This window comes from Gluconobacter sp. DsW_056 (assembly GCF_002153595.1).
Lineage (GTDB): Bacteria > Pseudomonadota > Alphaproteobacteria > Acetobacterales > Acetobacteraceae > Gluconobacter > Gluconobacter albidus.
In genome coordinates this window covers 87,166-113,683 of the sequence record NZ_JOPF01000005.1, presented here as the reverse complement: position 1 = coordinate 113,683, position 26,518 = coordinate 87,166, and the positions used below count along the sequence as shown (strand labels likewise).

Sequence of the window (26,518 nt, the reverse complement as noted above, 5' to 3'; positions counted from 1 at the left end):
AGAAAATTGACCTCAGCCGTCCATCAACGCGGCTGCGCGCCCCAGATCGACTGACAGCACCCGGCTTACACCACGCTCCTGCATCGTGACACCATAAAGACGATCCATATGCGCCATTGTCAGCTGATGATGCGTCACCACCAGAAACCGCGTTCCGGCTTCCCTGGTCATGTCGGACAGCAAAGAGCAGAACCGCTCCACATTGGCATCATCAAGCGGCGCATCCACTTCATCGAGCACGCAGATCGGGGCCGGATTGCATCGGAAGGTCGCAAAGATCAGCGAAAGTGCGGTCAGGGCCTGTTCGCCACCCGACAGCAGGGACAGCGTGGAGAGCTTCTTGCCCGGAGGCTGCGCGAAAATTTCCAGCCCGGCTTCCAGCGGGTCATCGCTTCCGACCATACCCAGATGGGCGCGTCCGCCGCCGAACATCCGGGCGAACAAAGACTGGAAATGCCGGTCCACTTCCGAAAAGACCGCCAGAAGGCGCTCGCGTCCCTCGCGGTTGATCGTGCCGATCCCGCCGCGCAGCCTGTTGATGGCAGCCGTCAACTCCGCATGTTCGCGGGCAATGGTTTCCGCCGTCTCGCGGGCTTCCTCGAATTCGGCTTCGGCCCGCAGATTGACCGCACCAAGGTCTTCGCGCTCGCGCGTCAGGCGGGAGAGGCGCCGGCGGGTCGCGGTCTCAGCCTGTTCAGACAGGTCGGAGGGGTAGGCTGCGCCCTGTGCGCCGCCTTGTGGGGGTTCGCTGTCGGCCAGCAGGCGTTCTCGGGCGGCGACAGCCTGTTCCGCGCGCTCGGTCAGGCGTGCGATCGCCTCGCGCCCCGCGGCCAGCGCCAGATCGGCAGTGCGGCGCTGCTCATGTGCTTCAAGCCCGGCAACTCCAGCGGCCTCATCAGCGGCCCGTGCCGCATCGTAAGCGCTCTGGGCGTCCGTCAGGATCTGGTCATGACCGGCAAGTTTGCGCTCCAGTTCGGCGGGAACCGCGCTCACGGTCTGGAAGCTGTTGTGCAGTTCGTCCCGCCGGTCCCGCAGATGCGCAAAGCTGGCTTCTCCGGCCGCGATCTGGTTTGCCAGTCCTTCAAGTCTGGCACGGATCGCAGTCAGGGCGCCGGTAAGGCGAACGTCTTCGAGGGAAAGGCGCGCGCTTTCGGTGCGGGCAGTTTCCAGAAAATGCCGCGTTGCATGGAGAGGAGCCGTGGCGTCCTGAACCGCCTGTTCCAGCCGTGCGGGTTCAGGACGCTCCGCCAGTTCGGCCATCCGTTTCGCATGGTCGTCCCGCAGACGGGTGACGAGGGCCTGAAGCTCCGTCTGACGGGGTTGCAGTGCGTAGCGGCGGGCGAGGGTCGTTGCGGCAGTCTGGTCCAGCGTCTGGAGTTCGCGGGTCAGACGCTGGGCGTCTTCACGGCTCTTTCGCGCGGCTTGTGTCGCTGTATCCGCCGCAGAGCGTGCCAGATCGAAAACCTGCTGCGACGTTTCGGCGGCGGTCCTCAGGGCGAAAATGTCAGGACGGTTTTCCTGCTGTTGAAGAGAGGCACGCTGTTCTGCAAGACGGGCCTGTTCCGCTTCCAGCCGCGCTATGGCTTCATCCAGATCCCGCAGACGCGCCAGCGTGGTGTCGTGGCGCAGAAGAGCCTGATCCAGCGTCCGGGCGGCGGTATCGGCGGCATTCCGGGCGTCCTGAAGTCTCGTTCCCGCCACCCGGAGCGTTTCGCGGGCGGCTTCGGCATCCTTTGTGCTGTTTCGGGCCTGCGCCTGAAGGTTCTCGGGATCGGGATGGGCGGCCAGTTCGGCTTCTGTCTGCGTGACGCTGGTCTGTGCGGCTGTCAGCGCGCCTTCCGCGTCTTTCAGGCGTTCGCTGGCCTGTTCCCAGTGGGCGAGCGCAAGGGCCGCTTTCTGTTCCATCCGCGACGAGACGGTCCGGGCTTCGGCCAGTTGGGGTTCGAGTGTCGCGCGTTCCTGTCGCAGGGCGGTGAGAGCCACTTCCGCCCGCTCGCGGGCCTGCAAGGTTGCGGCACAACTTTCTTCCAGTGCGGGCTGTGACGCAAGATGGGACTGAAGCAGCGTGCGGGCGTCCGTCAGGCGGCGACGCTGCTCCAGCCGTGCAGCACCGGAATCCGGGGCGTCGGCCGAGCGGATAAAGCCGTCCCAGCGCCAGAGCGCCCCGCTGCGACACACCAGAACCTGCCCCGGATGGAGGGTCTTTTGCAGTTCGGGCCCCGCAGCGTCGTCATCCAGCAGGAATGCGGCGTCCAGACAGCGTTGCAGTGCTTCAGGCGTTTGAACAAGCCTCGAAAGCCGGACGCAGTTCTGCAGTTCTGCGGGCGCAAGCCGCTCCAGCGGCCGCCAGCGCCGATCGGCTGGAACATTGTCCGGAGCAAGAGAGGCATCCAGCCCCTCCGCCAGAACTGCCGCGACGGCCCGCGCCATGTCTGCGGGAATGTCCAGCACATCTTCGAGTGGGTCGGGCTGTGCGGCCACGGCACTAAGGCTCTGCTCCAGCCCTTCACATTCGCCCTGCGCGCGCAGGATCAGCGTCTCCAGTGCGGAAAGTGCCTGCCGCGTCTGCGCCTCCCGCTCACGGGCGGTCGTGAGGGTGGCGTCCGCGTCCGAAAGAGACTGTTGAAGGGTTTTCAGGCGGTCTTCAGCCTGCGTTACGGTATCGCGGACGCCCTGAACCGTCTGCTCAGGAACGAGAGCGGTTCGGGCCGTAGCCTCCGTCGTTGCCGCGAGCTGCACTTTCTGGCGCGCCTGATCGCGTGTGTGGCGGCTCTGTTCGACGGCGCGGAGCAGCGTTTTATGACGCTGCATACCTTCCTCGGCCGCCGCACGGGCTTCCAGCCAGATCGTGCCGAGGCGTTCCTGCTCCTGCCTTGCCTGTGCTTCCTGAGCGTGGGCGTCGCTCTGGGCCTGTGCCGTGACGGCGCGGGTTTTTTCAAGGTCCGCTCGGGCTGCTTCGGTCAGGAGCCCGGCCTGGGCAGCCTCACGTGTTGTGCGGTCCTGCGTGATCTGCGCCTGTGTTGTCTGAAGGCGTCTGTCCAGATCGGCTTCCGTGGCTTCCAGCGCCTGAAGGCGATTTTTACCATCTGTCAGCGCCTGTCCGTCCAGTTCCGCTTTCAGGCGCGCGTCCTGCAAGGCCGTTATGCAGTCCTGTTCCCTGCGGCTGTCGGCTTCGGACTGTTCCTGCATCGACGCGACATTCCGGCGCAGCGCAGTCAGCGTTGCATCATCAGGTGTGGCCGCGTCCAGCGCTGTAATTTCAGCCTGAATGGCATCGAGCGCGCTGGCTTCCGCATCGAGCCGCAGCGTCAGGGCATCGAGCCCTTCCATCATCGCATCCCTGCGGATGGCTTCGGCATCCCGCAGACGGGTTGCGTCTTCCAGCGTGAGCGCCTGCTCCTTTTCGAGCGCATCAAGGCGTTCGCATTCGGAGCTACAGGCTAAGCGGAGCTGAGGCAGGGCAGCCATCTCGGATTCAAGGTCCGTACATTCCCCGACTGCGATGCCTCGCGCAGTCTGGTCCGCCGTTAGACTGGCATCGCTTCGGGCCAGATCTCCTTCCGCCTGTTCGAGGCGCAGGCGTGTTTCGGCTTCAGTCTGCCGGGCGCGGTCGAGATCCTGTCTCAGGGTCTCGGACTGGACTTTCAGGCGTTCAAGCGTACTGCGCAGACGGTCCGTTTCCTCGCGCGCCTGCGGGGCGGCCTTGCGGGCTTCGAACTCGGCGATGGCCGCGGTTTCGGCGGCAAGTTCGGCTTTCTTCAGATCCTCGCGCGCCTTGGCCAGATCGTCCCGGCTGCGCTGTACGGCCAGATTGGCGCGGGCATGAAGCAGGGCGTGAAGCGCGGTTTCCGTCTCGCGGATTTTTTCGGAAAGCTCACGGTATTTCCGGGCCTGAACCGTCTGGCCTTCGAGGCTCGCAAGCCGCTCCTCAAGTTGAAGACGCAGGTCTTCGGCACGGGAGAGGTTGGTTTCGGTCTGGCGGAGCTTGAGTTCGGCGTCGTGGCGTCTGGCGTGCAGACCTGTGATGCCCGCAGCTTCTTCAAGCAGCAGGCGCCGTTCCTCGGGCTTGGCGGCGATGAGCTGGCCGACGCGGTTCTGGCTGATGATCGCGGAGCTTCGTGCGCCGGAAGCCAGATCGGCAAACAGGGTCTGAACGTCACGCGCGCGCATGACGCGACCGTTGATGCGATATTCGCTGCCCGATCCGCGTTCGGCGCGGCGGCTGATTTCCAGCTCTTCCGCGTCCTGAAACGGCGAGGGCGCCAGACCTGCCGCATTGCTGAGATGCAGCGTGACCTGTGCGATATTGCGGGCCGAGCGTGCGCCCGTACCAGCAAAGATCAGATCATCAAGCTCTCCGCCCCGCAGGGCGCGGGCGGAGGTTTCGCCCATCGCCCATCGCAGGCCTTCGACGACATTGGACTTGCCGCAGCCGTTTGGCCCGATGATCCCCGTCAGACCCGGGAGGATATCGAGACGCACCTCATCGGCGAAACTCTTGAAACCGCCGATGCTCAGGCGGTCGATCGTCGTGGTACGGCTCGACATCAGGGTATGGAAATACTGGTCCTAAGGTTGGCGGATCAGGACGCCTTGGCGACGAGATCGGCGAATTTTTCGTAAGTTTCAGGGTCCTGGTCGTAATGCGTATTGTTGAAGCGGAAATACGGCGTACCCTGGATGTTGTATGTGTCCGCGTCCTTCTTGACCTGATCGAACAGCGCCTCGGCGAAGGCATTGTCCTTGCTGATGGCGTCGAACTGGGCTGCGGAGACACCGGCGAGAGCAGACATCTGCTGAAGGCGCTGCATCGGGTCGCCGCCTGCGGCGAAAGCCCACTGCATCTGGCTGGAGAACAGGGCCTCGATAAAGGGAACGTAACGTTCTTCGGGCAGGGAGCGGGCCACCATGGCCGCCGTCAGGCCAACACGATCACCGCAGAAATCATGGAACTGATAGCGGATCTTTCCCGTGTCGATCAGCTTTTCCTTGATTTTGGGGAATTCTTCCGTCGCGAAATGCGCACAATGCGTGCAGGTGAGCGAGAACCATTCCTGCACCAGAACCTTGGCGTTCGGGTTGCCAAGAATACGCGGGCTCAGTCGGGCGTCGCTCGAAGTTGCATCGGCGGCACGGGCCGTACCGACGGCGGTTCCCGCAACGGCGAGGGCCGGGGCGGCAGAGACGAAAAAGCGGCGGGAAAGGGAAAGACGGGTCATTCAGGAGGCCTTTGCGACTGCTTTGGCGAAATCATCATAGCTCCCGACCACGGTGGGCGCGGGAACATCATTGATGCGGAAATATGGCGTGCCCGGGATCTGGAGGAAAGCGCCGTCGTGATCCTGTTTGTTGATAATGGCTTCACGCAGGGCATTATCGGCGTTGATCCGGTCGAACGCTGCTGCGTTCACCCCGAACAGGGCCGCGCGTTTCTTCAGTTCGGCAACCGGGTCAATGTTCTGTGCGAAAGCCCATTCGTCCTGATGGTCGAGCAGATCCGTCACAAAGGCTGCGTATTGGTCCGCCGGCAGGGAGCGGGCCACCATGGCGGCCAGCAATGCAACCTGATCAATCGGGAAATCATGGAACCGATAGCGGATCTTTCCCGTGTCGATGAGGTTCTTGCGAACCTGCGGAAAAATCTCCCGCGAGAAATGGGCGCAGTGCGAACAGGTCAGGGAGAACCATTCGTCCACGATGACCTTCGCATCCGGCGAGCCGATGAAGCGCGGCCCCATGCGCGGATCGTTGGCCGGTACGTCGTCCGCGTGGGCGAAGGGCGCGGCCGCAGTGGCTACGAGAGCCATTCCGGATGCGAGAAGGGTACGGCGGCCGAGAAGCTGGGCGGCAGGCATGAACGGGGCTCCGCTGGAAACGATGGTGATACTCGAACGACGAACGGGGGGCTCCGTCAAGAGCCCCGATCGTCTTCCTGTGTCTTGAGAGCGGGAAGAGGCTTGTTTTCCCAGCCTTCCGGAACCCTCATGCGCAGGGCGCGGATATGCCGGGCGTCGGCGTCCAGAACGCGGAATTCGAGGCCGCTTTCATGGGTCAGAACCTCATCCCGGGCAGGGACATGTTCGGCCAGACGGAACACCAGCCCCCCCACCGTCTCGATTTCGGCCTCCCGTTCCGCCTCCGTCAGGACGGCGCCAAGCCGTTCCTCAAGCTGCCGGACCGGAAGACGGGCGTCGATATCGAAAGAACCGTCCGGACGCTCCACCCACATGGTCGTCACCGGATCGTCATGCTCGTCCGAAATATCGCCGACGATGGTTTCGATCAGATCTTCGATCGTCACGAGCCCGTCGATGCTGCCATATTCGTCAATGACGAGGGCCATGTGCATCTGGCGCTGACGCATCTGGAGCAGCAGGTCCAGCACGGGGATCGTTGGTGCGATCATCAGGGGCTGGCGCAGAAGCGGACGGATGTCGAAGGCTTCCGGCTCGCCGACATAGGCGATCAGATCCTTCACATGGATCATGCCCGCGATATCGTCGAGCTGGTCGCGATAGACCGGAAGGCGGGAGTGGTTTTCCCGACGCATCAGGTCCAGCGCTTCGCCGAACGGGAGAGCCTCGGGCATGGCAATAATGTCTGCGCGTGGGATCATGACGTCATCAGCCGTGATGTCGCGCAGGCGCAGCACGTTCATGATGAGGGCGCGTTCCTGCCGGTCGAGTTCCGGCTCGTCGCTGGAATCCTCGGCCGGCTGGCTGGCTTCGTGAACAAGGGTCGCGATGGATTCGCGCAGGCCCTGATCGCGGTTGCGACGGTTGAAAAGTCCGAAAAGTCCGCGCGATGAGCGGCTTTTGCCCGACTCTTCCGATGAGCGGTCGTTTGTATCGTCACTCATATCCGGACACTCCCCGCCATCTGCCCGTTGCCCTGCTGCCATGGATCGCCAAAGCCGAGGGAGCGCAGCGTCCGGGTCTCGATCCCTTCCATTTCCCGGGCTTCACCGGGGTGGTGATGATCATAACCGGCAAGATGCAGCGCGCCATGCACAACAAGATGCGACAGATGCGCCTTCAGTGAGCGTCGTGCGGCGTCTGCTTCCCGGCGGACAGTCTCATAGCCCAGCACGATATCTCCGCCATGCTCCGGCGAAAGTGGCTCGAACGTCAGGACGTTCGTGGGCTTGTTCTTGTCCCGGAAGCGCGCATTGAGGCGCTTGACGACCCTGTCCGTTGCCAGAAGGATCGAAGGGGCCGGAGACTGTGTGAAATCGGGGCCACCCTGGCGGGCGACCGCGACGAGAGCGCGCCGGATTGCGCGCTCCGTTCCCGGCACCGAGGCGCGCCAGCGCGCGTCCTCGATGATGATGTCAGTGCCGGCGTGTCGACTTGGAGGTTCCATTGTTTTCCCGGCGCAGCCTGTTCCGGAAGACGTCCCGGGGGGCTGGCGCTTTCTGTTCATAAGCATCGACGATACGGGCAACCAGCGGATGGCGCACCACATCTTCGGAAGAAAAACGCGTTATGCCGATTCCCTTGATGCCTTCGAGGGTCTCGACCGCTTCGCGCAGACCGGATGATACACCATTTGGCAGGTCGATCTGACTTAGATCGCCCGTAATGGCCATGCGTGTGCCTTCGCCCATGCGGGTGAGGAACATCTTCATCTGGGCTGCGGTCGTATTCTGGGCTTCGTCCAGAATGACGTAGGAATGAGCGAGCGTGCGTCCGCGCATGAAAGCGAGTGGCGCCACTTCGATCTCACCCGTCCCCATGCGGCGCACCACCTGATCGCCCGGCATCATGTCATGCAGGGCGTCGTAAAGCGGGCGCAGATAAGGGTCGATTTTTTCGCGCATGTCGCCAGGCAGGAAGCCGAGGCGCTCTCCAGCCTCCACGGCCGGGCGGGACAGTACGATCCGGTCCACCTGTCCGGCGAGCAGCATGCCGACGGCCTGCGCCACTGCGAGATAGGTCTTACCAGTGCCCGCCGGGCCAATGCCAAACACCATGTCGGTATTGGCCAGCATTTCCATATAGGCAGCCTGACCGTGCGAACGCGGCGCGATGACGCCGCGCTTGGTCCGGATGGCGGGCAGATCCCCGAACGGAGTGGCGGGCAGCGTCTGCGGTTTGCCATAACCCTTTTCCGGACGGCGCTGGCCATTGCCGCGCGGAGGAGGCTCCTGCGCAGCAGCCGGACGGGCCTGTCGTGTATCGACCGGACGCTCCGGACGGCTGGGGAGGGCGGTCAGGCGAATGACGCCATCGACCTGCGAGGCATCAATCGTGCCGCCCTGTTCGAGCTGGTTGTACAGGGCGATGATGGCCGCCTGTGCGCGCCCGACCGAGTCCGTTTCGCCAGAGATGGCAATCTTGTTGCCGCGACAGGACAGCTTGACGTTGAACCCTTCCTCCAGCCGGACAAGATGCCGGTCATGGTCTCCCAGCAGGCGCTGGAGCAGGATGTTGTCGTTAAAACGCAGGGCAACGGTGCGGTTGCCTTCGGAGCCACTGCTGGTGGCGACGGGACGGGTCGGGTGCGTTGTCAGCAAGCGGAGGCTGTCTCCCGGATCAGGGTACCGCCCAGGGAATTGGTGCGGCGTGTGGTGATGGCGACCTTGACGGTGGAGCCGATCAGATGGTCGGGGCCGTCGAAGTGAACGGGTTGCAGATAAGGCGAACGCCCGGCGATCTGCCCGGGCTTGCGGCCCCGGTTCGTCACCAGGATTTCCTGCACCGTCCCGACCATGTTGGCATTGAAAGCGTCCTGCTGTTCGCGCAGAAGCGCCTGCAACTCGGCCAGACGGCGATCCTTTACGTCCTCGGGCACCTGCATCGGCTGACCGGCGGCGGGTGTGCCTGGACGGGGGGAATATTTGAAGCTGTAAGCCATGGCGAAACCGATATCGCGCACGAGCTGCATGGTCGCTTCGAAATCTTCCTCCGTCTCGCCGGGATGACCGACGATGAAATCGGAAGACAGGGCCAGATCCGACCGGGCCTCACGCAGCTTTCGAACGCTCTCGCGGTATTCGTCCGCCGTGTGGCCACGGTTCATGGCCTTGAGGATCCGGTCCGAGCCGCTCTGTACCGGCAGATGCAGGAACGGCATGAGCGCCGGATTGTCCCGGTGTGCGTCGATCAGGCTCTGATCCACGTCGCGGGGGTGGGACGTCATGTAGCGGACGCGGCCCAGACCCGGGATCTGCGCGAGCTGTTCGACCAGCCCCGCCAGCGTGGCACTTCCGCCTTCACCGTCATCACCGTGATAGGCATTGACGTTCTGCCCGAGCAGCGTGATCTCGCGGACGCCGCTTTCAGCCATCCGGCGTGCCTCGGCGAGAACTGAAGCAACCGGGCGGCTCGTCTCCGCGCCGCGCGTATAGGGCACGACGCAGAACGAACAGAACTTGTCGCAGCCTTCCTGAATGGTGAGGAACGCCGTGAGGTTACCCTGTGTCTGTGGGGCGGCATCCGTGGGCAGGAAATCGAATTTCTGCTCGACCGGAAAGTCCGTCTCGATCAAGGCGCCACCAGCACGGGCGGCGCGGGCCACCATTTCGGGCAGCTTGTGATAGGTCTGCGGACCGAGCACCAGATCCACGTAAGGCGCGCGAGAGAGGATGACCTCTCCCTCGGCTTGCGCCACGCACCCGGCAACAGCGATGATGGTGCGATCCTGACCGTTTCCGATGCGCTCGTCGCGGATCTTGCGAAGGCGTCCGAGTTCGGAAAAAACCTTCTCCGTCGCCCGCTCGCGGATGTGACAGGTGTTGAGAATGACCATGTCCGCGTCTTCGGGGCGCTCGACCGGTCCATAGCCCAGCGGGCGCAGGACATCGGCCATGCGCGCGCTGTCATACACGTTCATCTGGCAGCCCCATGTGATGACATGAAGGCCGCGCGGTGCCTGCACGGTGGGCATGGGGTCGGAAGAAGCGGGCATGGCTGGGAAATTCGGGGTGGTGGTCAAAGTTTCGGTCCGGGAATGGCAGATTCAGGCACACACATCGGGGCAGGCATCCTCGGGGTCAAGCCTGTTCCGGGAAACGGCATGCCGAACGCAAGGGGCCGACGGATGATCAGACGGTCCTGAATGGGTAATACCACCTCCGGACACGAAGGCCGGGTTGCCGCCGTGTCATGATCCGAAAGTGACGTGGGAGCGGGCTTCAAGTCAAGACAAACCTGATGTCAGTCCCCGCTATGGAGCGCATTTCAGGCTTTCACAGCTTTCGGGCGACCGCGGCGGAGGTCTGCCGCACCGCTGTTGACGGCTTCGAAGGTCGCGCGCGAGAGGTCTTTGCGGGACAGGAAGCCATCCGGTGTGATGGGCTCGTGCAACATAAGGGACGCCCCCATGGAGCGCCACTGCCCGAAGGACCACAGATGCGGCGCAAGATCCATGTCGCCGTACCAGGAGAACACATTCCGCCGCCCCCGGCCGACAGGCAGCCCTTCAAGGCTGTCATAAACCACGGAAACGGGCTGGATCAGCACGGGGGGGGCCTTGGGCAGGCCCACCTTCTCCAGACGTCCGGGCTTGGCGACCGCGAAGAACGAGGACAGGAACGGCAGAACGCGTGAGCCGTCCGACGACGTGCCTTCGGGGAAGAGCACGATATCGTCGCCGTCCCACAGATGCGCGGCCATTTCCTGAAGTTCGCGGCTGGTATCCTGACGGTTGCGGCTGACGAAAATGGTGCGGCCCAGACGTGACGCCGTACCGATGAGTGGCCATTTGCCGACTTCGCCCTTGGCCACGAACACGACGGGAAGTTCGCTGCCAATGATGGCGATGTCCAGCCAGGAACAGTGATTGGCGACGAACACGACCGGGCGTTTGCCGTTACGGACGTCCCTTGCGGTCCGCACGCCACCCGCGCTGCGGCCGATGACTTTTGTCTTGATGCCCAGAATCCGGCACACGCCTCTCCAGTAAATGCGCGGCATCATGATTTTCAGCCGTCCGGGCAACCGCACCAGAAGAGCCTGCAGACTGCACGCCCAGAACGTCCAGATCAGGACGAGGGACAGGCGCAGCGCACAGCGCAGACGGCTGTAGAGCGATGTGGACGTTGTTGGCTGCAAAGCCGGAAAGGCGGCATTTCCATCCACGACGGGACGGTTGTGACCGCGTCGGCCGTTCGGGGTCTGGGCATCACGATTGGACATGGGTGCTGAGTGATACGGTTTTCGAAGGGACGACACAATCTTGTTTGTCTCCGCGGCCTTCATTTGTGTTAGTCGGTACGGAGCGTTTTTCCGGCGTGTCCCAGCGGGAGAGGGCTTGACAGGGAGCGCCGTGCAAGGTTCCTCGGACATAGCAGCCCTGTCGTTCGGTCTGCCCGCCCGTATCCGGCTTTCACAAGGCCGGAAATGCTCTCAAGACAGATTTTTCAGGACGCACGGTGAAGTCAGGCCGCCGCTCAGTTTCTTATTCTGTGTCAGTCGCTTCGATGTCCTGCATGCTGGGTGTCGTAACGGTGTTCTGCGCGCCGGTGCCCCTGCATGCGAAGGCATCCAAAGCACCTGCGACCGCTCAGCCGGTTTCGGATGGCACCTCCGATCCCGCCATTCCCTATACCGTAACTCTGACACCGACGAAGCATCCGGAGCTGGATGCCGCGATCAGCGCATCGTCCCAGCTTCAGTCGCTCCAGACGTCCCACTCCGTCGGAGCCTATGCGCTCGCCGGGCGCATCCGCAGCGATTATGACCGTGTGAATATCGCGCTGGAATCGCAGGGATATTATGCAGGCTCCGTGCAGATCAGCGTCAAGGTCGGGACGCGGCTCGTGGACGGTAAGGATCCCTCCCTGCCGGATGTTCTCAAGGCGCTGGAGAAAAACCAGAAAGTCGCCATCACGATTTCCACCACGCTCGGGCCGCGCTTCAGTCTGGGAAGCATCGCGCTGCTTGCACCGCCCGAAAAGGTTGACGCAGCAGCTCCGGTCGTAAAGACCCCTGCTGCAAAGACCCCCACCGCGAAGGCTCCCGCGTCCAAAGACACTCAGATGCCAACGCCTGCGGCGACTGCCCCGGTAACGTTCGCACAGGCCGTCGAGCAGTCCCGGCCCGTCAGTCTCACGCCGGATGAGCGCAAGGCGTTCAACCTCTCTGCTGGGCAGCCTGCGGTGGCGGAAACCGTGCTGGCCGCACAGAACACGCTGCTCAACCAGCTTCAGGAAGACGGCTACGCGACCGCAAGCGTCTCGACGCCCCTGGCCTATCTGGAACCTCAGGCACAGAAACTCGACATCGTGTTCCGCGTCCAGCGCGGGCCGCGGGTCGTGATCGGTCCGATCGGGATGACGGGGCTGGTTCACACCAACCAGAGCTTCCTGCGCAACCGGCTGGAACTCAAGGAAGGCGAGCTGTATCGTCCGTCACGGATCGAGGCCGCGCGTCAGGATCTGGTGAGTACGGGGGTGTTCGCGTCCGTGCAGGTTCGCAATGCCCCGCCCATCATTACCCTGCCGCCCGGCCGCACCCTGATGCCGGGTATTCTTCAGGCCATGCCCATCGAATTCAGCTTCAAGGAGGCCAAGCGGCGGACGCTGTCGGCCGAAGTCGGATATTCGACCGATCTCGGCGGCCGTTTGGGCGCAAGCTGGACGCATCACAATCTGTTCGGTGATGCCGAACAGCTGAAACTGACGGCTCTGGTCACGGGGCTTGGCGGCTCCGCACAACAGGGGCTGGGCTATGATGTCTATGCGGATTTCATGAAGCCGGATTTCCTGTCGAAGGGACAGAACCTGAGCGTGCGCCTCGAAGGGGTGCGTCAGCTTCTCTATTCGTACCACCAGACCGCCATCATCGCGCGGGCCGGGTTGAACCGGCATGTGGGGAAATACTGGAACCTCTCGGGCAGCCTGATGGGCGAGCAGGAACAGATCAAACAGTTCGGCGACACACGCAGTTATTTCATTGTCGCAGCGCCTTTGAACGCGACATTCGATAATACGCGCCTGTCCAATCCGATCGACCCGGCCACGCACGGCGTGCGGGCGTCGCTGTCCATCACCCCCTCGGAATCGCTGGAAAGCGGATCGACGTTCTTCACGCTTCTCTCCGCACAGGCTTCGACCTATTTCGATCTGCACCATCTCGGGATTTCCAGACCCGGTCGCAGCGTGATTGCGGTCAGAGGCATCGTCGGCTCCGTGCAGGGCGCGTCGACCTATCAGATCCCGCCCGATCAGCGGCTCTATGCCGGTGGCCCGGCAACGGTGCGCGGCTTCCGCTATCAGGGCGTGGGGCCGCAATACGGCCGCACAAAATATGCGATCGGCGGGACGTCCATGGATGCGGGGAGTGTCGAATTCCGTCAGCGTCTACCAATGAATCTGGGTTTTGCCGGCTTTGTGGATGCCGGGCAGGTCGGGACGGGATCACGGCCGGGGCAGGGAACGCTCCGGGTCGGATATGGTGGGGGCGTACGATATTTCACGCCGATCGGTCCGATCCGCGTGGACGTGGCGCTCCCGATGAACCGGCCGCCGCAGGGCGATAAATGGGAACTGTATTTCGGCCTCGGGGAGACGTTCTGATGCGGGTTCGCAAAGTTCTTCTCCGTGTCGCGGCCGGTCTGGTCATCGTCCCTGCGGGGCTGGTGGCCGTGGCGGTCACGGGGGTTCTGATCGGGATCAACCTGTCGGCCGGCCAGCGGCTGATCGAGCGGAAGATTGGCCCGCTGACAGGGGGCATGGTCGAGATTTCGGGGCTTTCGGGCTTTTTGCCGCAACATCTCGCGGTAACGAAACTCCTCATCAAGGATGAGAAAGGCCCCTGGATCGAACTGGACAACGCGGACCTGCGCTGGTCGCCGCTGTCGCTGCTGCATCTGGACGCGAAAATTACCAGTCTGAGCGCATCACGTGTGGCCGTTCTGCGCAAGATGGTGTCGTCTCCGGACACCACACCCGCGCAGCCGACACCCGCCAGTACCGCGCCCTCAAAGCTGCATCTGCGGGTCGATCTGGCATCGCTGCATGTCGGGCGGCTGGAAGTCAGCCCGGATTATACTGTCACCCCGACCGTCTTCTTGGCGGACGGACACGCCCATATCCACAGCATCGCGCCGTTTCTGGACGGTGTGACGATGCGCACGCTACCGGTCATGGACATCGCACTGGCCCTGAAGCGACTGGATCAGCCGGCAAATCTGGCCATCAATGTCCAGACGCCCAAGGATCGTATCGCGTTAGGCGTGCGATATCAGGAAGGTGAAAACGGCTTCGCCACCACCCTGGGCCAGATGCCGCAGCTTGATCCGCTAGATCTGCATCTGAATCTCAACGGACCGCGCACGGCGGCGGTGCTGGATTTCGGTCTGGGTGCGGGGCCAGTGAAGGCCGTCGCCAGCGGAACGATGAACCTGCTGAGCATGACCGCGGACCTGCATGTGAAGGCGTATGCGCCGTCCATGACACTGCGTCCGGGCATTGTGTGGAACAGCATCGCGCTGGACACGGATCTGCATGGTCCGCTCATGGCGCCGAACGGTCAGGGGGTGCTGGATATCGACGCCCTGACCGCAGCAGGGGCCGGGATCGGGCATCTGCATGCCCGGTTTGACGGTGTGGAAGGCACACGGCCTGAGGACACGACCGCCCATCTGGCGGCTGTGCTGGATGGGCTGCGCATTCCGGGTTCACAGCCCACGCTTCTGGCGTCCGCGCCGCTGACGCTGGACGTTCTGGCACATCCGCTCGCGGCCTCCGTCCCGGTTGTAGCGAAGCTGGATCATCCGCTTCTGCACGCGAGCGCAACGGCGGATCTGAAGCCGGCTGCGAAAGGCCAGCTGGATCTTGCTTTGCCGGATCTGCACCCGCTGGCGGCGATGGGCAGTACGGATCTGAGTGGTACAGCCGGGCTGCATGCCGATTTTGCCATGCCGGTGACAAGACAGGATGACCTGACGCTGAAAAGCACGGGAACGCTTGCGATCACGGGCGGGCAGCCACAGGCCCTGAATCTGGTCGGAAAAAATGGCACATTCTCGCTCGATCTGGCGAAATCTCCGGCCAATATCCTGACGCTGAAAAGCTTCGCGCTGGATGGGGCGGCGCTGCATCTGCTGGTGTCGTCCGTGATCGACATGGCGCATGGCAACCGGATGCAGACGAAGGCTTCTGTTCAGCTTCCGGACCTTGCAAAGGCCAGCCCGGCCATCCTTGGCAACACGACGCTGACGGCCACGGCCGATGGTCCAACCGACGATCTGGCGGTCAAGGCCGATCTGAGCGGGGAATTCGGCACGAAAGACGTGGTGAAAGGCCCAGTGGCGCTTCATGCCGATGTCCAGCATCTGCCGTCTCATCCGGCAGGCGTGCTGACGGCCAAGGGGACGCTCGATCATGCGCCGCTGGTGCTTGATACCGCGTTTCAGCAGGATGACGCGGGTGTGTATCATCTGGATCTCAACACGCTGGACTGGAACAGCCTGAGTGGGAAAGGGAAGCTGCGCCTCCCCAAAGGGGCGAAAGTGCCGCTCGGCGATCTAGACGTCTCGATCCGCAATCTGGGCGATTTCCGCCGCCTGATCGGGCAGGCGATTTCCGGCCATCTGACGCTGGGACTGCACACGACGGAGACCGAGGGCGCGCCGCCTGTCGTGAAGCTCGGACTGGACGGAATGCTGGGGATGGCGCAGGCCGCCGTCCAGTCTCTCAAGGTCAGTGGAAGCATCGCGAACCCGATTGATGCGCCCGAACCCTCGCTGGTGCTGGATCTCGCCGGGCTGCGCTATCAGGCCATGACGGGCAGGGCACATGCCACAATCAAGGGGCCCCAGACCGCGATGGCCGTCGCGCTGAACGCGGCCTTCCAGAACGTGATGGATGCCCCGGCCAATATCGACACCGCACTTGTCCTGAACGTCCCCGAAAAGACGGTGCGCCTCGGGCGACTGGCGGCTCTGGTCAAGGGAGAGAGCCTGCGTCTGAGCCGCCCTGCGGTGGTGTCGTTTGGCGATACGATGGGTGTGGATCATCTGGTGGCGACCCTCGCACCTCAGGGTGTAGCGCCCGCAACGGTCGATATTGCGGGCACGTTCAAGCCCGCACTCGCACTCACGGCGCGTCTGGATCACCTCACACCCGCCATCGCAAAACCTTTCGCGCCGGATCTGTCAGCCACCGGTACGATCTCGCTTGCGGCGAAACTGGGCGGCACGCTGGATGCTCCGACCGGAACGGTCTCGCTGAACGGGCGTGATCTGCGGATGAAGACCGGTCCGGCGGCATCCCTTCCAGCGGCGCAGATTCTGGCGAATCTCGGCCTTGCGGGACATTCCGCGAAGGTGGATGCAACGTTTGGTGCAGGCCCGTCCGTCGCGCTGGCCGTCCACGGAACGGCGCCGCTTTCCAAAACGGGTGCGATCGCCCTAGCCACCACGGGTCATGTTGATCTGTCGGTTGCAAATGCTGTTCTGGGCGCGAACGGCATGGCTGTGGCCGGGAAAATCGGCATCAACCTCAACGTCGCAGGAACAGCCGCGCAGCCGCGGGCATCAGGCCAGATCGGGCTGGAGAACGCCTCTTTCGACAACTATGCGCAGGGCGTGCATCTCAGCCGGATCAACGGGGCACTCGTTGCCTCGGGGGATACGATCAACGTCAACCACATCATCGCCCATGCAGGGCCTGGCACGATCACGCTCGACGGCACTGTCGGAGCCTTCCGGCCCGACCTTCCCGTTGATCTGCACATCACATCCGACAAGGCCCGTCCTGTATCCAGCGAACTGCTGACTGCCACGATCAATACCGATCTGCATATCCACGGTCAGGCCACGACACGGCTGGATGTGGACGGGAAAGTCAATATTCCCAACGCGACAGTCAATATTCCGAATTCCATGCCCGCCTCGGTGCCCCAGCTCGACGTAATCCGTCCGGGGCAGAAGCCGGCTTCCGGGACGGGATCGAGCCTGGTCATCGGACTGGGCGTGGACGTGATCTCGCCCGGCGAGTTTTTCGTGCGCGGTCACGGTGTGTTCGCCGAAATGCAGGGAAGGTTGCGGGTGCGCGGCACGAGTGCGGAGCCTCTGATCAGCGGAGGCTTCGATCTCAAGCGCGGCAATTTCAATCTGGGCGGGATCAACCTCAACTTCACGAACGGGCGGGTGGCGTTCAACGGCTCGGGCGTAAACCACAAGCTCGATCCGACGCTGGATTTCCGGGCGGACCGCAATGCCAGCGGCACGCTCGCAAGCCTTCTGGTGACGGGTTATGCCAGTGCGCCGAAGCTCGATTTCGTCTCCTCACCCAGCCTGCCGCGCGATCAGGTCCTGTCTATCCTGCTGTTCGGAACAGACACGCATTCGCTGTCCACGACGCAGCTTGCGGAGCTGGGCGCAGCGGTGGTGCAGCTTGCGGGTGGCTCCGCATTTGATCCGCTGAGCAAGGTTCAGAATCTGCTGGGACTGGATCGTCTGGCGGTCGGCGGGGGCAGTGGTGTCGACAATGGGGGCACCAGTGTCGAGGCGGGAAAATACGTCATGAAGGGCGTCTATGTTGGTGCCAAACAGGCGACATCCGGCTCGGGCACGCAGGCTCAGGTACAGATCGACCTGACGAAACGGCTGAAATTCAATACGACGGTCGGAACCGGGGGGCAGGTCACGGGCTTTACGACGCCGGAAAACGATCCGGGGTCGAGCATCGGCCTGTCCTACGGCTACAGTTACTGAGGTCCGGGTCTCCGGGCAGCGACGGCGTCTTCGAGAAGCCGCTTGACCCGTTGCACGACGTCCGACCAGTCCTGAAACCGGGTCTGGCGGACGATCCGCATCTGTGGATACCAGGGGGTGTCATCCCGTCCGTGCAGCCAGCGCCAGCAGTTGTTGATGCGGTCCATCATGATGACGGGCTTGCCCAGCCCTCCGGCCAGATGAACGGCTGACGTATCGACCGAGACGATGATGTCGAGGTTCACCATTAGGGCCGCCGTGTCGTCCATCGTATGACAATCTGGCATAACGTTCACCAGCGGGGCCGGAAAATCCGGGATCTGTTCGGCCGGTGTATCTTTCTGAAGGGAATAGAAGCTCGCACCTTCGATCCCTGCCAGAGGTGCAAGCTCCGAGAGCGGCATGGAGCGCTGACGATCCACCATAAGAGCCGCCGTATCTTCGGGGCGTGCGGCACCGGCCCAGACCAGCCCGACCCTCAGCTTGTGATCGTCCTGAAACCGCTGGCGCCATGCTTCGGCCTTCCGGCGATCGGCGCTGAGATAGGGGACGGGCGCTCCCATTGCGTCCGGCGTTCCCGAAAAGGCGCGGGGCAGGCTGATGAACGGGCAGTGATAGTCATAGTCGGGCGTCTCACCACCGAACTGCACTTCCGAAACCCCGGCCACGCGTTCGCAGATCGCAGCCAGCGTTTCCGTGCCCCAGATATGAATGATGGCGCCCGTGCGGGCGAGGGGCGGGATGTAGCGCAGATACATAAGCGTATCGCCCAGACCTTCCTCCTGCGTGATGAGAACGCGCTTGCCCCTCAGGTCCAGTGATGGAGAAATGTTAGGCAGGAGGCGATCCAGCGGCATGCTGGTATGGCCGGGCAGTCCGAAACGCCATTCATGCTCGACCCAGCCCTGCGCCATGCGGCCGCTCTTGAGCATGGTGATGGAATGGTTCAGACGCAGGCGGGCGTTCTGGGGCGCCATCGGGACAGCCTGTCGGTACAGATTGGCGGCTTCCTCCATCCGGCCCATGCTGCTGAGGATACAGGCCATGTTGCAGAGCGGCTCCCAGTCCTGCGGATCCGCGTCTCGCAGACCGGCCATGACCGAAAGCGCGCCTTCGAAGCGACCCGTTTCCGTCAGGAGCAAGGCGAGCAGATTAAGGGTATTGGGCTCTTCGGGGCAGCGTTGCAGGCTCAGGCGCAGAAGAAGTTCGGCCTCATCAAACCGCGCAAGCTGGATCAGCACCGCCGCCCCGGCGTTCATCAGGCGGAAATCGTCGGGTTTGCGTTTGCGACAGATCTTCAGGAGCGGGAGAAGATCGTCCCGCCGCCGTATGGAGACGGCCTCGTTCAGCAGTAGGGAGATGGCATGAGGCCCTGCATTTGTGCTGGCCCGCTCAAGCTCAACCGCGCAGTCCTGATAGCGGCGAAGATGAAAATATGCCCGCGCCCGAACATAATGCAGGGCCGGAATTTCGGGCGTTCCATCAGGGGTAGGGCGCGCTATGGCAAGTGCTTCTTCCGGGGCGCCACGCATCATGGCGTCCTGTGCCCGTTTCAGGCGGTCCGGCGGGTCAGACTGGATGTCCTCGATCTTCGGGGATGACTTTTCGAGGACGGGTCTGTCCAGACTGTCGGACATGTGGATCTCCTAGTCCGAGGCCGCTGATGTCATGTCCTCAAGAGCCTCCAGAATACTGGCTAGCGTATAAGGCTTTGAGATGAAACGGTCCCGGGCCGGGTCACCGGAGGTTTCGCCCCGGCGCAGATCTCCATGGCCGCTGATATAAATGACCGGGAGGGCCGGCCAGCGTTGGCGGGCCGGATGGACAAGGGTCATGCCGTCCCCGTCCGGAAGGGTCATGTCAGCCACAAGGGCATCGAGCTTCGGCTCCGCGTCGATGATGGCGCGCGCCTCGGCACAATGATCCGCTTCCCTGACTGTCAGGCCGTTGTCCAGCAGGAATTCCGCCAGACAGGTCCGGATGAGGAAATCGTCTTCGATCAGCAGGACGGTCAGGGAAGAAGGCATCTGGATTACGAGGACCAGTTCTTTTCAAAGTCGCCGTAGAGGGTCAGGCCACCGTCAACATACAGGGTCTGGCCCGTGATGTAGGTGCTGTCCTCGGCGGCAAGGAAGGTGATGGCATCCGCGATTTCGCGGCTTTCACCGGGACGCTTCATCGGGATATGGCTTGAAACGGCCTTGTACTGTTTCGGATCGTTGATCCACGACATGTTGATCGGCGTTACGATGGCGCCTGGTGCCACAGCATTCACCCGGATACCACGACCGGCATATTCCAGCGCCAGCGTCCGGACGATGTTGCCAACAGCACCTTTGGAGGCAGAATAGCCAAGATAATGCGGTTTGGGGATGATCTGGTGAACGGAGGAGTTCACGATGATCGCGCCCTCGATGCCATTTTCCAGCCAGTAGCGGATGACTTCGCGGCACGGCAGCATCACACCTGTGACGTTGACCGCCATCACACCTTCAAAATCTTCGAGCTTGATGTCTTCGGAAGGAGACGGGATCTGATAGCCTGCGTTGCAGACCAGAACGTCCAGACCACCCATGGCCTTGATGCTGTCGGCGACCAGGCGTTTGACGTCGTCTTCTTTGGAAATGTCACCCGTGGCGATCGGGTGTTCTCCGCCAGAAACCTTGGGCAGCTTGTCGCGGACGGCGATCAGCTTGTCTTCCTTGCGGCCGTTGAGGGCGACCTGCGCGCCTTCTTCGGCAAAACGAAGCGCGGTGGCCTCGCCAATTCCCTGGGATGCCCCGGTGACGAGGACTTTCTTGCCGGCGAAACGGTCTTTGTAAGGGGCAGGCATGTGGCCTCACCTCTCCTCTGGAATGCAGGTTTGAAACGGTGACTGAAAACGCGTCACGGAGAAGGTCTTTCGTGTCGCCAACGCGAAAGACCCTGCCCGGGATGCGAAGAAAACCACACCCTGATCCATATTGAAGAAGCGCGGGCTTTTCAAACCCTGTCGCAGACCGTGTTTCAGGCGGCCTTCATCGTCTTGGTCAGATTTTCCAGAACCTGCGCCGGATCGACGTTTTCCAGAACCGCAACCTCGGCCACGAAGCGCTCCTGCGCGGCTTCGAACAGTTTGCGCTCCGAGAAACTGCCATCGAGGCTGTCAACATTGCGGCGCAGGTCACGCAGCACTTCGGCAATCTGGATCAGGTCACCGGAGTTGATCTTTTCCTGATAGGCCACGGCGCGACGGGCCCACATGCCCTTGCTGACATGCGGCTTGCCCTTGATGACGGTCATCGCCTTGTCGACGATATCCCGCGTGACGATCTTGCGCAGGCCGGCCTTGCGGGCCTTGGCCAGTGGAATACGCAGGGTCATCTGGTTGCCAGGGAACGAGATCTGGATCATCTCGATGACGGTATCGGCGACATCAACCATGCCGATCTTGTCCACGCGTCCCACGCCATGGGCGGCGTAAACAATGGAGTCACCTTCGTGGAACGGGTCGGTTTCGTGTTCCGGGTCGGTCTGACGGGCCGTGTTGTTGGCTGCGACACGAGCCATTTCATCGGTCATGCCGCCCTTCTGGGGGCTTTTGAACGTGTTCATAGGCTTGGTTCATAGCAGAAAAACCCCCTGCTGTCTTGTCCGATCGCAGGGGCTGCCCTTTTTGCTGTAACGCTTTTCCAGCGCTGCCTCAGGGCTGGACGCCGTTGCTGGCCTGAATGGCCGGGAGCGGTGTCTCGCCGATCGGCTGGAGCAGGTCGCGCTCGATCGTGCGGGCCATGGTGAGCATGGGAAGAGCGTGAACGCTCTTTGTAAACGGCTCCTGAAGATCACGGCCGCTCCGGTCGAGCATCTGGAACAGCATGCCGATGATGCTCGACCCCAGCGGCGTGATCCAGCCGAGGGTCTGCACGGCCGACAGGGGCAGGATGATGCAGAACAGATGTGTCGCGATTTCGGGGAGCATGGAATACTGCGCGGGAAGGGGCGTGTTCTTGATGCGCTCAAGGCCGCCCTGAGCATTGGCGATGTCCGAAAGAATGCGGTCCACCGTGCCATGAACAGCGCCGTCGATTCCCTTGAGTTCCACTTCATCCCGCACACCAAGGCCGATCTGGTAGAGCAGCATGTTGGCGGTGTTCGAGCAGGAAAAGACCTTCTCGTACAACTCGGGTGACAGGAGACGCTTTATGTCTTCATTGGGCGGATCGCCCCTGAGGGCCGCGCGCAGGACGTGCGGATACGCGGCCATGGCGCGGGCCAGGTCCGGGCGCCCTCCCAGAAGCGTTGCGGCTTCACGACCGAAGGAGCGGCAGTTGTTGGTGATCGCGCCCCACAGGGTACGGCCTTCCCACCAGCGGTTATAGGCCGCGTTGTTGCGCATGCTCAGGAAGATGGCCAGCGCCGTACCCATCAGGGAAATCGGCAGCGAGGGCTGTTCCATCCAGTCCTGATGATAGATCTGGAACAGGATGACCACCACGAAATCCCAAAGGGTCAGGATGATGAGTGGTGGAAGGGATTCCCGGAAAAGAATGGCCAGTCCATGTGGACGGTTGACGATCAAACGGCTGTCTCCTCGGATGGGCGGAATATGCAGACAAGTCCCCGGCAAGCGTAGCGGCGAACCCGCTTCCCGGCCAACAGCAAAGGGTGTCTGTCTTTTTACTTTCTTTTGCAGCAGCCTCTTGCCGCCAGCCCCTCCGATACGACACCCTGTTTCCACCGTTTCAGAGGAGAGTGATGTTATGGACGTGACCGCAGCCATTGCGTTCGAGGCCGGTCGGCCGCTGGAAATCGACACGGTTCAGCTTGAAGGCCCGCGTGACGGGGAAGTTCTGGTCGAAATTATGGCTACGGGACTGTGTCATACCGACAAGTACACACTCTCCGGTCAGGACCCTGAAGGGCTGTTCCCCGCCATTCTCGGCCATGAAGGAGCGGGCATCGTTCGTGAAGTCGGTGCCGGGGTGAAACACCTCAAGCCCGGCGATCACGTTATTCCGCTTTATACGCCGGAATGCCGGGAATGTCCGTCCTGCCTGTCACGCAAGACCAATCTGTGCACGGCCATCCGCAGTACGCAGGGCAAGGGGCTGATGCCGGATGGCACTTCCCGTTTCTCTTACAAGGGACAGCCGATCCATCACTATATGGGCTGCTCGACCTTCGCGAATTTTACGGTGCTACCGGAGATTGCACTGGCGAAAATCCGTTCTGACGCGCCATTCGACAAGGTCTGTTACATCGGATGCGGCGTGACGACGGGTATCGGGGCAGTGCTGTTTACGGCTCAGGTCGAGGCCGGAGCGACGGTTGGCGTTTTCGGACTCGGTGGCATCGGACTCAATGTCATTCAGGGTGCCAAAATGGTCGGGGCGAACCGGATCATCGGCATCGACATCAACCCCGAGCGCGAGGCGATTGCGCGCCAGTTCGGCATGACGGACTTTGTAAACCCGAAAGAACTGGGTCCGAACGACGATCTCGTCGGACATCTGATCGAGATGACGGGCGGTGGTCTGGACTACACGTTCGAGTGTGTGGGTAATCCGACCCTGATGCGTCAGGCGCTGGAGAGCGCGCATCGCGGCTGGGGCGTGTCGTGCGTCATTGGTGTCGCCGGTGCCGGACAGGAAATCAGCACGCGGCCGTTCCAGCTCGTGACGGGACGCCGCTGGATCGGCTCGGCCTTTGGTGGCGCGCGCGGGCGGACCGATGTGCCGAAAATCGTGGACTGGTACATGGACGGCCGGATCAACATCGACTCTCTCATCACGCACAAGCTGAAGCTGGCTGACATCAATCTCGGCTTCGACATGATGAGCCGCGGCGAGAGTATCCGTACCGTCGTGGAGTACTGAGCATGGCGGATGTTAAAGCGTCGGGCGACGTTCCGGGTCTCGAGGTTCTGGCGCATCACGCCTGTTTCGACGGCTCCCTGCGGTTCGTGCGGCATCATTCGGATGCGCTCGGCGTGCCTGCAACGTTTGGAGTGTTTCTACCGAAAGAGGCGTTGGCGGGGCAGAAAGTTCCAGTCATTCATGTGCTCGCCGGACTGACGGCCACGCAGGAGACGTTCCTCATCAAGGCCAATGCCCTGCGTTTTGCCGCCGAACACGGTATCGCGCTGGTCGCTCCCGACACCTCCCCACGCCATACGGGGATCGAAGGTGAGGATGATGTCTACGATCTGGGGTCGGGGGCAGGGTTTTATATCGACGCCACGTCCGCTCCGTGGAGCCGTCACTATCGTATGGAAACCTATGTCGGCGAGGAACTGCCCGCGCTGACCGAGCGGCTTTATGCGCTGGATGGCGCCCGACGCGGCATCATGGGGCATTCCATGGGCGGAATGGGCGCACTGATTCAGGCGCTGAAATATCCTGATCGCTGGAAGACGGTTTCGGCCTTAGCACCGATCTGCCATCCGAGCACGATTCCGTGGGGCCAGAAGGCGTTCGATGCGTATTTCGGCGGCGATCCGGCGAAATGGCAGAGCTGCGATCCCACGCTGCTTCTGCGGTCAGGGCACACACATCCTTCCACTATCCTCGTTGATCAGGGGCTGATGGACCAGTATCTGGCGGATCTGTGCCCCGACGCTCTGGAGGGGGCCGCGAAAGAGGGCAAACAGGCTCTCGAACTGCGTCGCCATGCCGCCTATGACCATTCCTACTGGTTCGTGCAGAGTTTCATTGCGGACCATCTGACCCATCATGCCAGGGGGCTATCCGCGTGAAGCGTTCCGTTCTTGTTGCTCTTTTCCTGCTGGGAGGCTGCGTCTCGCAGGTTCCGATGGGGCCTTCGCTCACGCCCACGGCCCATACCGATTTCCGGCACGATACTCTTGCTCTGACCTGGCAGCCGGGGTTCTGCGCCACCGGTGGCGGGTGCGAGTGGGACCAGACGCATCGGATCTCGATCGGTTTGCACGGGCTGTGGGCTTCAGAACCGCACAGTCTGGAAGCGCAGGGTGTGCCCGTGCAGGAATGGTGGTCGAAAGGTTGCGATCTCTATGACCATAACGACACCCCGCCGCAGCTTCTGCCAACGACGGTGGAGGCACTGCGGGGCGTCGTGCCACATCTGAAAAAGCCGCTTTACGTGCATGAATATACCAAGCATGCCCGTTGCTTTGGCTATGATGCAGACCATTTTTTCGTCACGTCCATGCAGATGCGGGACCGGCTTGCAGCGTCGGCATTCGGACTGTGGCTGTCGCAACAGGTGGGCTTTCAGGTCAACCGCGATGACATGCTGGCCACTTTCGCGCGTCTGATGAATGTCCGGGACAGCCGCGCTCTTCAGGTCCGCTGCGAGCCCGCGCATAACGGACAGATGGTCCTGACGCAGCTCTGGTTCACGCTGGACCCGAAGAAGCTGTCGCGCTTCCCGTATGAGGGCGCTTATCTGTCTTCACCGGACGATCAGAACGGCTGCCCGGCTACGTTCCTCGTGCCGGGCTGGACCCTGTCGGGTCAGGCTGCTCAGCGGCCGTAAAGCTCTTCGGCGCTGATTTCGGGCTGCGACGTGTCACGCAGCCCGTCCGGCGTGACGCCGTGATAGAAACAGCTCCGGCGACCGGTGTGACAGGCCACGCCGGTCTGATCGACGATCATGAGAACGGCGTCCATGTCACAGTCGAGCCGCGCTTCGATCAGTTTCTGCTGCTGGCCCGAGGTCTCGCCCTTGCGCCAGAGCTTCTGGCGGCTGCGCGACCAGTAACAGACGCGACCGGTCAGAAGCGTCTCGCGCAGGGCGTCCGCGTTCATCCAGGCGAGCATCAGCACCACGCCGTCCGGCGCCTGCGCAAGGGCTGAAATCAGGCCGTTCGCATCAAATTTCACTTGAGCGATGATGTCATCGACAGTGGACGGAGCAGGGGCAATATAGGTCACGAACGCATCTCCTCAACGCATTTCCGGTGGGAACCAGGCGGGCCAGACGACAGAAAGCGGTTGTCCGTTGCAGGTCAGTTCGGGGGACGACCATGCGTCCCGCCGCAGTATAGCGAGCGCCCGGTTGCCGCTGCGGGAACGGATGTCTCCAACCTCGCGCTCTCCCGCGATGATCGTTCCGCCTTCATCGGAAAACGTTCCGTCCGACAGGCCAACGGGCAACAGGCGACGTTTGACAAGGCCACGGTAATGGGTGCGGGCGGTCAGTTCCTGCCCCATGTAGCAGCCTTTTTTCCATGAGACGCCGTTCAGAAGGTCCATGTCCGCTTCAAGCGCCAGTGTCTGCTCGCTTTCGAAATCCATCACGTCCGGCAGGCCCAGCGTGAGGCGGCGCTCCAGAAATTCGACAGGTGTTTCACCGCCTTGCCCGGTTCCGGTCACGATGGCCCGCCAGCCCGCGCCATCACAGCGCGGGTCCGGGGCATGCGTGATCGCATCAGGCGGAAAGGGTCGGTTCTCTGCGCCAGTGACCACGTGCAGATCTGTTTTTTCGATCTGCACGTCCGCGCGGAGACGGAAGCGGGAGAGGCGTTTGACGAGCATGTCGGCATGGTCGTCCGCACAATCCATCAGAATGCGGTCGGATGCGTCATAAAGAAAAAATTCGCTCAGCCAGCGGCCCTGCGGCGTCAGAAGCGCACTCCAGACAGAGGTCGCGGGCGTGAGGGCGTGGGCGTCATTGGTGATGAGGCCCTGAAGAAAGCTGGTCCGGTCCGCCCCTGTGAAGGACAGGACGGCGCGGTGGGACAGAGAGTGATTCATAGGACAGACCGCAGTTCCGACAGCTTCCAGCAAAACCATCCTGCCGGAAAAACGTCTGACCATAACGACGAACCCTGTAAACCGCCAGTTCGGGAAAGTGAGGGTATTTTCGGGAATGGGGCTGTTTCAGTCCGTGACGG

General features: G+C 62.4%; 20 protein-coding genes. 5 read left to right on the top strand and 15 right to left on the bottom strand.

The features are described 5' to 3' along the window. Window positions 1-12 precede the first annotated feature (12 nt). The 8 genes from HK22_RS05030 to HK22_RS04995 form a co-directional block, all read right to left on the bottom strand. Complete coding sequence (locus HK22_RS05030) at window positions 13-4,548, bottom strand: AAA family ATPase (RefSeq protein WP_086648545.1); 4,536 nt, start codon at window positions 4,546-4,548, stop codon at window positions 13-15. Window positions 4,549-4,583: 35 nt separating this feature from the next. After that, window positions 4,584-5,219: a thioredoxin domain-containing protein gene (locus HK22_RS05025; RefSeq protein WP_062030267.1), complete on the bottom strand. Its 636-nt coding sequence runs from the start codon at window positions 5,217-5,219 to the stop codon at window positions 4,584-4,586. Further along, window positions 5,220-5,855 carry a thioredoxin domain-containing protein gene (locus HK22_RS05020; RefSeq protein ID WP_086648566.1) on the bottom strand — a complete coding sequence of 212 codons (636 nt, stop codon included), beginning with the start codon at window positions 5,853-5,855 and terminating at the stop codon, window positions 5,220-5,222. A gap of 56 nt (window positions 5,856-5,911) precedes the next feature. Then, window positions 5,912-6,859 carry a hemolysin family protein gene (locus HK22_RS05015; RefSeq protein WP_062110380.1) on the bottom strand — a complete coding sequence of 316 codons (948 nt, stop codon included), beginning with the start codon at window positions 6,857-6,859 and terminating at the stop codon, window positions 5,912-5,914. After that, entirely contained in the window at window positions 6,856-7,362 is a 507-nt protein-coding gene (gene ybeY, locus HK22_RS05010) for an rRNA maturation RNase YbeY (protein WP_062110379.1), read from the bottom strand. Before ybeY ends, HK22_RS05015 begins: the two co-directional genes overlap by 4 nt. Beyond that, window positions 7,331-8,515: a PhoH family protein gene (locus tag HK22_RS05005; protein WP_062030261.1), complete on the bottom strand. Its 1,185-nt coding sequence runs from the start codon at window positions 8,513-8,515 to the stop codon at window positions 7,331-7,333. Before HK22_RS05005 ends, ybeY begins: the two co-directional genes overlap by 32 nt. After that, window positions 8,509-9,909, bottom strand: coding sequence for a tRNA (N6-isopentenyl adenosine(37)-C2)-methylthiotransferase MiaB (gene miaB, locus HK22_RS05000; protein WP_233142409.1), 1,401 nt, complete (start codon window positions 9,907-9,909; stop codon window positions 8,509-8,511). The genes HK22_RS05005 and miaB overlap by 7 nt, the downstream gene beginning before the upstream one ends. Window positions 9,910-10,181: 272 nt before the next feature. Beyond that, the gene (locus HK22_RS04995) at window positions 10,182-11,138 is read right to left on the bottom strand and encodes a 1-acyl-sn-glycerol-3-phosphate acyltransferase (RefSeq protein ID WP_077803833.1); all 957 of its coding nucleotides are present in this window, start codon (window positions 11,136-11,138) and stop codon (window positions 10,182-10,184) included. A 284-nt stretch (window positions 11,139-11,422) separates the two neighbouring features. Here HK22_RS04995 and HK22_RS04990 point away from each other — a divergent pair, with 284 nt between their 5' ends. Both HK22_RS04990 and HK22_RS04985 read left to right on the top strand, forming a co-directional pair. Beyond that, complete coding sequence (locus tag HK22_RS04990) at window positions 11,423-13,519, top strand: autotransporter assembly complex family protein (protein WP_086648564.1); 2,097 nt, start codon at window positions 11,423-11,425, stop codon at window positions 13,517-13,519. Continuing rightward, window positions 13,519-17,664: a translocation/assembly module TamB domain-containing protein gene (locus HK22_RS04985; protein ID WP_086648544.1), complete on the top strand. Its 4,146-nt coding sequence runs from the start codon at window positions 13,519-13,521 to the stop codon at window positions 17,662-17,664. Before HK22_RS04990 ends, HK22_RS04985 begins: the two co-directional genes overlap by 1 nt. On the opposite strand, the gene HK22_RS04980 is transcribed toward HK22_RS04985, so the two are convergent. From HK22_RS04980 to HK22_RS04960, 5 genes are all read right to left on the bottom strand, one after another. Further along, window positions 17,658-19,301 carry a peptide transporter gene (locus tag HK22_RS04980; protein ID WP_233142407.1) on the bottom strand — a complete coding sequence of 548 codons (1,644 nt, stop codon included), beginning with the start codon at window positions 19,299-19,301 and terminating at the stop codon, window positions 17,658-17,660. The two genes, HK22_RS04985 and HK22_RS04980, sit on opposite strands and share 7 nt — an antisense overlap. Before the next feature lie 9 nt (window positions 19,302-19,310). Beyond that, a complete protein-coding gene (locus HK22_RS04975) occupies window positions 19,311-19,691 on the bottom strand; it encodes a response regulator (RefSeq protein WP_086648543.1) in 381 nt (126 codons plus the stop codon). Window positions 19,692-19,696: 5 nt separating this feature from the next. Continuing rightward, window positions 19,697-20,497 (bottom strand): SDR family NAD(P)-dependent oxidoreductase, encoded by an 801-nt coding sequence (locus HK22_RS04970; protein ID WP_062030257.1) that lies wholly within the window; start codon window positions 20,495-20,497, stop codon window positions 19,697-19,699. Between the two features lie 173 nt (window positions 20,498-20,670). After that, complete coding sequence (locus HK22_RS04965) at window positions 20,671-21,258, bottom strand: CarD family transcriptional regulator (protein ID WP_062110371.1); 588 nt, start codon at window positions 21,256-21,258, stop codon at window positions 20,671-20,673. A gap of 88 nt (window positions 21,259-21,346) precedes the next feature. Beyond that, complete coding sequence (locus HK22_RS04960) at window positions 21,347-22,222, bottom strand: bestrophin family protein (protein ID WP_077802540.1); 876 nt, start codon at window positions 22,220-22,222, stop codon at window positions 21,347-21,349. Window positions 22,223-22,403: 181 nt separating this feature from the next. Between HK22_RS04960 and HK22_RS04955 the strand changes: the two genes are divergently transcribed. Genes HK22_RS04955 through HK22_RS04945 form a run of 3 tightly spaced genes read left to right on the top strand, consistent with a single transcriptional unit; the run spans window position 22,404 to window position 25,158 of the window. Beyond that, window positions 22,404-23,519, top strand: coding sequence for an S-(hydroxymethyl)glutathione dehydrogenase/class III alcohol dehydrogenase (locus HK22_RS04955; RefSeq protein ID WP_086648542.1), 1,116 nt, complete (start codon window positions 22,404-22,406; stop codon window positions 23,517-23,519). Between the two features lie 2 nt (window positions 23,520-23,521). Continuing rightward, on the top strand, window positions 23,522-24,397 hold the full coding sequence (fghA, locus tag HK22_RS04950) for an S-formylglutathione hydrolase (protein WP_198945483.1): 876 nt from the start codon (window positions 23,522-23,524) through the stop codon (window positions 24,395-24,397). Next, a complete protein-coding gene (locus HK22_RS04945; protein WP_086648541.1) occupies window positions 24,394-25,158 on the top strand; it encodes a ribonuclease T2 family protein in 765 nt (254 codons plus the stop codon). Before fghA ends, HK22_RS04945 begins: the two co-directional genes overlap by 4 nt. On the opposite strand, the gene hisI is transcribed toward HK22_RS04945, so the two are convergent. Together hisI and HK22_RS04935 are read right to left on the bottom strand one after the other, a co-directional pair. Further along, window positions 25,146-25,556 (bottom strand): phosphoribosyl-AMP cyclohydrolase, encoded by a 411-nt coding sequence (hisI, locus tag HK22_RS04940; protein WP_062030248.1) that lies wholly within the window; start codon window positions 25,554-25,556, stop codon window positions 25,146-25,148. The two genes, HK22_RS04945 and hisI, sit on opposite strands and share 13 nt — an antisense overlap. A 12-nt stretch (window positions 25,557-25,568) precedes the next feature. Next, a complete protein-coding gene (locus HK22_RS04935) occupies window positions 25,569-26,378 on the bottom strand; it encodes a folate-binding protein YgfZ (RefSeq protein WP_086648540.1) in 810 nt (269 codons plus the stop codon). Window positions 26,379-26,518 lie beyond the last annotated feature (140 nt).